1 protein-coding gene is annotated in these 653 nt (G+C 49.8%); it reads right to left on the minus strand.

Annotated elements, in window-relative coordinates; translation table 11 throughout:
* Positions 1–159: 159 nt before the first annotated feature.
* On the minus strand, positions 160–653 hold a 494-nt coding region (locus BB427_RS05050; RefSeq protein WP_139119017.1), incomplete at its 5' end, for a hypothetical protein.

Genomic DNA, 653 nt, shown 5'->3' on the forward strand with positions numbered 1-653 from the left:
GATCTGCTGAATCTAATGTTTCTTGGACTCCTCCTTCTATATTGATGGGGCGGGGCACACAGTGAACAGGGAGAAGTAGTGGATCGACGACGTGGGCGAATTTACCTGGGAGAAGGTGAACACCCGATGGCTATAATGTAATTACAGTGGTTCCTTCATTTACTCTTCATCAATTTTGGATTTGCGCCCTGGTTTTCCCATGGGTACTGGGCTCATTGCTCTACCGACGGATGCGGAACTGCGGTTCTTGGCACGGAGCTTGGCGGCAACGTTCTCTGCCATATCTGCACGCTCTTCAGCGTCTTCCAACTCCTGTTGGACTTTGCGGAATTTGGCCAGATTCAGAGCAGCAATTTCTTCGGCCTCCTCAATCTGTCTCTTGTATGTCTTGATCTTCTGTTGCAGTTTGTCTACAAGGTCTTGCATGCGTTCTTGGTTCTTGCGGTCCTCTTCGGCCTGGAATTGCAACTCCTTGACGCGACGCTCTGATTTCCTGACATTCTTGGCAGCTTCGGAATGACGTCTTTGTTCATTGTCCAGTTCTGTCTCCAGTTCCCGAACCTTCTGTTCGAGTTTCTGGATGATCTTCTTGCCACCCTTGAGAGCAGCTGCTTCAGCCTCATCTAACCTGACCTGGAGCTCCTTGATTTGTC

This window comes from Pseudoalteromonas sp. BMB (genome assembly GCF_001709235.1).
In the GTDB taxonomy this organism is placed as follows: Bacteria; Pseudomonadota; Gammaproteobacteria; order Enterobacterales; family Alteromonadaceae; genus Pseudoalteromonas; species Pseudoalteromonas maricaloris.